This window comes from Paenibacillus sp. F024 (genome assembly GCF_057814255.1).
Window position 1 is genome coordinate 779,992 of record NZ_JBVASZ010000001.1, and the last position, 9,062, is coordinate 789,053.

At 52.2% G+C, this 9,062-nt stretch carries 6 protein-coding genes; all 6 read right to left on the reverse strand.

Annotated elements, in window-relative coordinates; translation table 11 throughout:
* Window positions 1-15 precede the first annotated feature (15 nt).
* The 6 genes from ACZYR9_RS03820 to ACZYR9_RS03845 all read right to left on the reverse strand — a co-directional run bounded on the left by ACZYR9_RS03820 (window position 16) and on the right by ACZYR9_RS03845 (window position 8,779).
* Window positions 16-777, reverse strand: a complete 762-nt coding sequence (locus ACZYR9_RS03820) for a creatininase family protein (RefSeq protein ID WP_488977148.1) — start codon at window positions 775-777, stop codon at window positions 16-18.
* A gap of 140 nt (window positions 778-917) precedes the next feature.
* Window positions 918-3,470: an NEW3 domain-containing protein gene (locus tag ACZYR9_RS03825; protein ID WP_488977104.1), complete on the reverse strand. Its 2,553-nt coding sequence runs from the start codon at window positions 3,468-3,470 to the stop codon at window positions 918-920.
* A 108-nt stretch (window positions 3,471-3,578) separates the two neighbouring features.
* Window positions 3,579-5,315 (reverse strand): ABC transporter permease, encoded by a 1,737-nt coding sequence (locus tag ACZYR9_RS03830; protein ID WP_488977105.1) that lies wholly within the window; start codon window positions 5,313-5,315, stop codon window positions 3,579-3,581.
* Window positions 5,316-5,323: 8 nt separating this feature from the next.
* On the reverse strand, window positions 5,324-6,406 hold the full coding sequence (locus ACZYR9_RS03835; protein ID WP_488977106.1) for an ABC transporter ATP-binding protein: 1,083 nt from the start codon (window positions 6,404-6,406) through the stop codon (window positions 5,324-5,326).
* 70 nt (window positions 6,407-6,476) lie between these two features.
* Complete coding sequence (locus ACZYR9_RS03840; protein ID WP_488977107.1) at window positions 6,477-7,580, reverse strand: extracellular solute-binding protein; 1,104 nt, start codon at window positions 7,578-7,580, stop codon at window positions 6,477-6,479.
* Window positions 7,577-8,779: an ROK family transcriptional regulator gene (locus ACZYR9_RS03845; protein ID WP_488977108.1), complete on the reverse strand. Its 1,203-nt coding sequence runs from the start codon at window positions 8,777-8,779 to the stop codon at window positions 7,577-7,579. The genes ACZYR9_RS03840 and ACZYR9_RS03845 overlap by 4 nt, the downstream gene beginning before the upstream one ends.
* Between the last annotated feature and the right edge of the window lie 283 nt (window positions 8,780-9,062).

Genomic DNA, 9,062 nt, shown 5'->3' on the forward strand with positions numbered 1-9,062 from the left:
TTTCATTCCAATCCCTTATTCACTCTGCCCGGATGCGGTGACGGACTCCCGGGCTTCCAACCATTGACGGATCAAAGCATTCATATTGCGTGCGGCTTCGCCTACAATGGCCCTTCCCGCTTCCAGAGAGATTTGATGAATGCTTCCCGTATAACCGTCCCAGCCGTGAGGCGTACCTTCGACCAAAATGTAAGGCAGCGGCGACATCGCTTGACCGGAATACAGCTCGGGATCGGCTTCTTCGACAATCACCAGCTCGGGTTTGAACGCTTTGACGGCAGACATTTCATAAGGCCCGCCATGTCCCCTGCCGGCGGTGTTTTGAAACATCCCGGCTGCCGTCGTGAAATCGATGGAGGCCATCTGCCACCAATTGACCAGCAAAAAGCTCGTATTCTTATAGCGGGCCGTCATAGCTTCGGCTACCGTACGGGAAACGCCCATATTGCCGTCATGAGCGTTAAGAAGCAGAATATTGCGGAATCCCAGGCTGCAAATCCCAACAACAATGTCCGTCAAATAGTCCGTCATAACCGCAGGCCGGATGGTAACCGTGCCGGGGTAGCCCTGTGTTTTGCCCGGACATGCGGTATAAGGAACCGCCGGGTAAACGAGCGGCTTCAAATCCGGATCCAGCAGACCGGCAAAGCCTTCGGCCAAAATCACATCCGTCCCGACCGGCGAGTGTGGGCCGTGGTATTCTACCGAACCCAGCGGCAGAACGGCAAAACGGGCTTGATTTAGAACATGTTCGATATCCCGGCCATGCACATTCATGATATTCACTGGTCAAACCTCCACATCGCGGGTGAATAAGCTAACGATTCTACATCCGTCATTGCCCGGTCGCCTTCATGAGGCCGTGGAGCTTGACGCTTCGGTCCGCTCCACGGCTGTCCCCATGATTTTGCAGCCTTTTATTGCTGCTTCAAGCTGATCATATTCACAAACAAGCGGATCGCGCCGGGCACAAGACTCGGAATTTCGCGATACCAAACCAGCGAGCTGTAAGTATACGTGCCTTTGCCGTACGGCGCGGTCAGGAAGGTTCCCGTAAACTCCTTCTCACCCGGATCGCCGTTGGAGATTAATTCGGTGTATTCCTTCCCCCATTCGGACGGGTTGTAGGCCGATCGGTCCTGAATCCAGTTGTCCCAATCCTGATCCGTAATTTGGTTCGGCGTGTTGAATATCGGATGGTCCGGCGCCAGCATCGTTACTTTGGAATTTTCATCCGTTACGCGCCATTGAATCAGCGGTGTGCCGATTTTGATCGGATACGGAGCCAGCTCCGGCTTCCATTTATCCTCCGGCTTGTGATACTGCACGACCAGATTGCCTCCATGCTCCACATACGACAGCAGCCGCTGATTGCTTGGAATCAGCTCCGGCCGGAAGCCGTATGCGCGGATTCCGAGCACGATCGTATCGTACTGGGACAGGTCGCCGTATTGAATATCCTTTTCCTCCAGCATCGTTACGTCAACGCCCAGCTGACTCAGGTACACGTTGATGTCGTCAAATCCGCTGGAGACATATCCCACCTTCAGGCCTTTGGGCACATCAAGGTCGAATGCTTGAATATGAAGCGCGGCCGGCTGGACCATATAGGTTCTGCCGATATGAGGATACTCGATCACCTGGACTCCTTCCCTGCTGACCACATTTCCATTAACGGATGCCGCAGCAGTTACGGTGTATTGTCCAGTCGCGGTATCCGCAGGAGCTTTAACCATGAAGGACAAGGACTTCGTGTCGTTCTTCGCAGCAAACGACAGCTCTTGAGAGGCAGGCTCTGCAGCCCAACCTTCAGGGACTTCAAGCGAAACCGCCGCTTTTGCCGAACCCGGGTTGTAATTGCGCACGGACACTTTTACCGGTATCGGTTCATCCGCTTTACGTGTGTTGAGTACGGTAGCGCTGGGATTCAGAGACATCGCAAACGGAGGCAGCACCGCGACCTGCATTTGCGGAGCGGCATTCACCGTACTCTCCACTTGATTCAATTGATACGTCACGTCGGCCGTAATGGACGGAGGCAGGTACGGATGGAATTCAGCCGCATCCTTCGGTATCGTCACATCAAACACGGCTGACGCGGTCTGATTGTAACCGAGAATTCCAAACCGGGTAATTCCCGCCGCTTGCGCGGTCCAGCCGTCCGGAACGTTCAAGGACAGCCTGACGTCTCTCAAATCGGTTTGCCCTCCGTTATAAGCCCTGACGGTGATCTTCGTTGTCTGACCGGCGATCAGCTCGCCTGCGGCCGGTTTGACCTTCACAACAAGTGATGCCGCCTCCATCGCCGCATGATTCAGCTGCCGTTCCTTCACTTGAAGACGGTACAGAAGATCGGTCTTTGTCGGCTCATCCATTGCGGAAGCCTTCACGTCGGCCAACGCCTTGTTGAGATTGGCCTTCATCTCCTGAACCTCTTTGGCCACTTCAGCGAACTTCGGATAAGCCCGGACCACTTCATCCGCAGCTTTGTTTAGATTTCTTAAATCTTTGGCTATTTTATTGTCTTTTCCTTTCGTTTCCAGCTCTTTGGCCAAATCATCGAAGGTATACGCAATGCCTTCAAAGAAATCGGCTTCCTTATCCTTCATACTCACGACGCTTGAATGCAGCTTGTAGTAGTTGAAGCTCGGACCTTCTTCATAATGACGACCCATGCCCTGGCTTTTATGCATAAACCGCGATTCTTCCCCAAGCTGTAAATAGGAGGCTCCGTAGATTTCATTGTACTCCCCGGTCGGCACAGTAACCGTATAATCATCCTTGCTTCCGGGCACATACATTTTCTTTACCTGCCAAGGCTTTAGGCCCATGGCCATATGCTCGGGGAATATGTCAGGATTGGATGCATCCTCAAATGCGCGAACCGTGATGACATTGATGGCGCGGTGATGGCCGTGCGTCGATTCTACGTTCAAGAATGCAGGAATGATCACATCCGGCCGAAGCTCGCGAATTTTCCGGATTAACCTTTCATAAACGATGGAGTCGCCCCATTTGTCCAGCGTTTCATCAGGGCTTTTGGAAAATCCGAAATCGAAAATCGGATCATCGATATCCTCGCTCAGCATACCTAGATGCACATTGGTAACTTTGGAGGCTTCCTCCAGTTCCCGAGTACGGATGATGCCCAGTGCGTTGCCAAGCTCGCTTCCGATCTCATTTTGTCCGCCCTCCCCGCGATTAGCGATAATACTGGAGGTATACACCCCTCTGCCCAAGGCAAGATACGCCAGCATGGCACTGTGTTCATCGTCGGGATGGGCGCCCGTATTCATGGCGCTGGCCACCGTCGTCAGCGGCTTGATCGCTTTCCACATCTCGATGACGCCGCGATCCGCCTGAACCGGCTCTGCCAAAGCCGGAATCAGCAGGGTACCTGCCATGGCGGCGCAGGTGACCAAAGACAAAACCTTCCTCAAAGGTGTTTTACGCTTCAACGGTATGCTCATCTGACTCCTCCTTGTCATCTTTAGGACAGGAAAGGGCCCATTTCCCGCCCATGTATCACAACGCGATCGAACCCCGGATGTTCTTCACGCAGCAACCGCAAATCACCGTTATACTGCTGTACCGGCTTTATCGCCCGTGAGCTTTTTGGAAATGAACAGCACGATGATAATCAAGGTAATTTGCAGTACTCCATAGGCGCAAGCCGTGCCGAACTCAAATGCATACATTCTTTGAAAAATTTCAACGGAAATCGGCGTCGTTCTCGCTGTGAAGATCAGGATGGAGGATACGAATTCACCGATTCCGGTAACGAAAGCAAGCAGGGTTCCGGCCAAGATGCCGCTGAATGCCATCGGAGCGACGACTCTGCGGAAGCTGTACCACCAGGAAGCCCCCAAATTTCGGGCTGCTTCTTCCACGGAAGGGTCCATTTGCATCAGTGCGGCCGATGTGGAACGGAAAACCAAAGGCAGATGACGGACAAAGTAAGCCAGCGGAAGAATCCAGAACGTGCCGATCAGCACCTGGTTAAAGCTGAAGATGGAAGGCTGGCTGAATGCGGCGATCAGGTTCACCCCCACGACCGTTCCCGGCAGCGCCCAAGGCATCATGATCAGCATATCGAGCAAGGGCTTGCCTTTAAACTTCAATCGCACCATCGCATAAGCCGCAGCCACTCCGAAAAGGATATTGCCGACGGTTGCAATGAAGCTCATCTGAAAGCTGTTGGCGATCGGACGCCACGTTTTGCTGTCCGTGAACAGATCTTTATAGTGCTGCAGCGTATATTCCGGCGGCAAAATTTGCGTCGTCCAGGTGCCGTCCGTAGAGAACGAAATGAGCACCAGCACGAAAATAGGGAGCAGCAGAATAACGACTCCTATCATCGAAAGCACCATGGAAATGATTTTCATCAAAGGCCGCTTGACTTCCGTACGGTGAACGCTGATGCCTTTGCTTAAATTCTGATAGGTTCTCAGACTCTGATACCAGCGCATGATAAACAAGAAGAGAATCGAAACAACCGATAAAATCGTGGACTGCGTCGCCGCCATATCCAGATTCCCGTTGGTCCGGGACAAATAAATCTGCATCGTCATGGTCCGTTCGATTCCGAAGATCAGCGGCGCGGTATATGATGCCATCGATACCATAAAGACCAACAGCGAAGAAGCGACCATCGCCGGGGTCAGCATCGGCAAAATGATTTTGCGCCAAATATAGAGCCGGCCCGCTCCCAGGCTTGCGGCGGCCTCCTCCAAAGACGGATCCAGACCTTTAATGGCTGCGGACGCCGTCATATAAAAGTAGGTGTACATCGTGAAGGTATGCACCATAAGAACGCCCCAGACACCTTTTAACGAAAACGGCACCTGCTCCAGATCAAACCATAATTTAAGCGATCTTGGAATGATGCCGCTTTCCCCATACAGGAACGTAAAAGACAGAACTCCGACCAGCGGAGGCAGCGCCATGGGAACCATAGCCAGTACGGCGAGAATTTTGCGGCCTGGAAATTCGTATCGCTCAAGCAGAAAGGCCATGCTTACACCAACGATCGCGCAGGTGACGACGCTAAGCACGGAAATGTAAATACTGGTCCAGAGCGCCTCCAGATTGGAGGTATGCTCCAGACTGAAGAATCGGGCATAATTTTGCAAAGAGAAGTGCTCTTCGATCTGGACGCTCTGGATGAAGGTTTGATAGAGCGGATAAATGACATATGCCAGTAAAACGAGAAACAAGGGCGAGATCAGCACATATACGAAGTAGGGAGAAGAAGTTATAGAGCTAAAGCGGTAGGCGGGACGGACGGATGCTTTGTCTTTTTGTTCTGGTTTCATGTCTTCACCTACCCCAGCAGATATACACTTTCTATTGGAATATGCACCGCCAGCCGCTCGCCCCGAAGCAGAACCCGGTGCCCCTGATTTACAAACATCGCCTTTAACGATTGGTTGCCGATTTCCGTCAAATAATGGACGCTGACACCCGTAAATTCGGAAATGACGACAGTGGATTGGATCGTATTGGTCTCCCCTGCCTCATCAGTGCCCGCTGCGCGTACGGATTCGGGCCGCACGGAAACCGTGGTTTTTCTGCCAACCGCGAGCTCGCATTGTGGGGATTTATTCGCTATAAGACCGCATAATACAAGGTCCGGCGAGATTCGGATATAAGCAGTCTCCCCTTCTATTCTTTCGACCGTACCCTCCCAAAGATTGGACTCTCCGATAAAGGAAGCCACAAAACGATTCAGCGGCCGGTTATATATTTCTTCAGGACTCCCAATTTGTTGGACGATACCGCTTTGCATCACCATAATCCGGTCGGACATCGCCATCGCCTCAGCCTGATCGTGAGTGACATAGATCGTGGTCACGCCCAGCTCCATTTGGAGTCTCTTGATTTCCAGGCGGGTTTCCTCTCTCAATTTGGCATCCAGATTGGAAAGCGGTTCGTCCAGCAGCAGAATCTTCGGTTCGATGACAAGCGCCCTGGCGAGCGCCACGCGCTGCTGCTGCCCCCCGGACAGCTGATCGATCCGCCGGCTGCCGTAGCCTTGCAAATGCACCTGTCCCAAGGCTCGTTCCACACGCTCCTTAATTTCGGGCTTCGAGCATTTGCGGACCTGAAGACCGAAGGCCACATTTTCAAATACCGTCATATGAGGAAATAAAGCATAATTTTGAAAAACCATTCCCGTCTCCCTTTTATGGGGAGGCAACCGGGTCACATCGCTGCTCCCGAACAAAACGCGGCCGGAGCTGGGGAAATAAAATCCTGCAATCATGCGAAGCGTTGTTGTCTTTCCACAGCCGCTCGGGCCAAGAAACGTAAAAAATTCACCGGGTTCAATGCGGATATCTACATCGTTTACTCCGTTGACATTTCCGAACATTTTACTGACATGGTCCAGTGTAACGTCGATCAAGACGGTTCCTCCCCCGTTGAACGATCGGGCGGAGTAAACCTCCGCCCGAGTATATTCTGATAGCCTCTTCTTACTTTCCGCCTTTGCCCTTGATGTTCTCATCCCAGTACTGCATCCAATCCTTTTCTTTTTGCGCCATAATGTTCCAGTCGATATTCATCGGCTTCAAGTCAATCCCTTTCAGCCATTCCGGCATTGTGTCTTTACTGATATCCGTACGCGTCGGAATCTGGAACAGCTTCTCCGCCAATTCTACACGCAGCTTCGGATCGAACAGGAACTCGTAAAACTTTTTGGCCGCTTCGCTGTTTTTCGCCCCTTTGATGAGTCCTACGCCGTCAACCAGAATGGGTGCGCCGCTTGGCGGATAAATGTAGTCGAACGGTTGATTTTTCAGATGCTTCTGGATCAGGATATCCTGCAGATTCCACAACGATAATGTTCCTTCCTCACGAGCCAGCTTCAGGTAAAGGTTTGTAGGGTCTTGGGCGTATTCTTTCGTATTCGCATCCAGCTTTTTCAGCCATTCGTAGCCTTTGGCCGGATCGGTCGCCCCACCTTCTTTAAAGATCATCGCGGAGTAAATCGTCCTCATCGTTCCGGAGGCCAGCACGCCGCGGATGATGATTTTCCCTTTGTATTTGGGATCCAGAAGTTCATCCCAATCCTTAGGCGCATCCTCCTTCTTCAATGCCTTGGAGTTGTACATGATGACCTCGGGAAGCAGCATTTCTCCGTACCAGCGGTCCTGGCTATCCTTATACAGATCAGGGATATTTCCGCCGAAGCTCGGTTTATAGCTTTCCAGCAAGCCCTCGTTCGCCGCGGTCATCAGTGCGGATTGGGTGCCTCCCCACCAGAAATCGGCTTGAGGGTTCGCTTTCTCCCCGCGCACGCGCTCCATAATTTGTTGCGCGCCCATCGTCAGAACTTCCACTTCAATGTTGGGATTCTGCGCATTAAACTTCGGTATGATTTCATCGATTACCGTCTTATCCCTAGCCGTATAAATCACCAGCTTCTGCTTCTCGGGAGGCTTCGGCGGATCCGCCGGTTTATCCGCAGGGGCAGGCTGTGCAGCCGGCGGCGGCGAAGCCCCTCCGCAGGCGGATAAAGCGATTAAGACCAGCACCATGATCAGGGCCGTAAGCCCTTTAGTCAGACGGCTTTTCATAAAGTGAATTCCTCCCTTTTGGGCATTTTTTGAATATTGGCAGCCGAGAAAGCTTCCAGCACACTGTGAACCGCTCCGATAATCCCGGCCTTATCCCCCAGCTGAGCCAGCTTGATCTCGGGGACGTACGGAACCCATGCTCGGAGCATATCGGAAATGGTTCGTACGCCTTTTTCGCCGATATGAATCATCTGTCCGCTTAAGATCAAAAGCTCGGGGTCCAGCACACTGACCATATTCGCGATCCCGTAAGCCCAGTGCCGGTACACGTTGTCCAGCAGCTCGGAGGCCTCCTTCGACCCTTGATCGGACAGCTGAACAAGCTGCTTTACCACGTGATCCCGATCGTTAATCGATGGCAGCAACGTCTTCGCTTTCTCATAAACCCCGGGTACAGAATAATTTCTTTCAAATACCCCGTACTCTCCTCGAAGCCTGTTCTCCTCGGCACCCACCATCATATAACCGATTTCACCCGCAGCCTCGCGTATCCCCCGATAAAGCTGCTTATCGATGATGATGCCGGCGCCGATCCCTGTACCTACATACATGTAGATCAAATGAGACGCCCGCGCACCGACCCCTTTGTAAAATTCGCCCAATGTCATCATGTTGACGTCATTATCCAGAATGACCGGCAATCCCAATCGCTCTTCCATTTCCTTCTGAACAGGAAGCTCCTTCCACCCCGTGCTGGGCGCATAGCTGATCGTGCCTTGGCTGCGCTGGGTAATTCCGGGCAGTCCCAATCCAACGCCAAGCAGTCTTGATTTATCAAATCCGCTTTTGGACAGCAGAGCCATCAAGCCTTGCTCCAGAGCCTGTATCGCCTTTTCTCCGTTCATGGGCTGCTCCAACCGCAACCGGTAATGAGACGAAAGCTCGCCTTCCAGATTGGCAATGGACATCTGCAGCATGCTGCCTTCGAAGACCACACCTACTACACCATAAGCCTGAAAATTATACTCCAGCAGGATGGGCCTGCGCCCGCCTTTGGATTCCCCTGCGCCTACCTCATAGACGAGACCTTCTCTGATCAGTTCTTCTACGATGGAGGACACGCAAGGACGGCTCAATTCCGTCGTTTTGGCCAAATCCGCCCGGGACATACGCTTATGTAATCTTAGCTGCTGCAAAATCCCTTCCCGATTGATTTGTTTCACTAATTTGGCATTCCCGGTTTGACCACGACCAAGCACAACCCGGCTCACCTCCTTTGATTGTCAATATGACTAACAAAGTGTTGAATTTGCTGATAACCCCTGTGATGTACCATGCAGGCTCTTGTGCCGTTCCAATAAAAGTCTATGCGCGCAGCTGTCCAATTATATCCGGTTCATCCCATGGCCTCTACATAGGGCTTGCTGAACGGGTCACATTTTACGGCATCACGGGCAAGCGGAATGCAAGGGTCGACCAGAGCCATTGCAAAAAAGGCAAAAAGAGAACCCGGAGTCTCTTTTCGAGGTTCATGACCAGCAG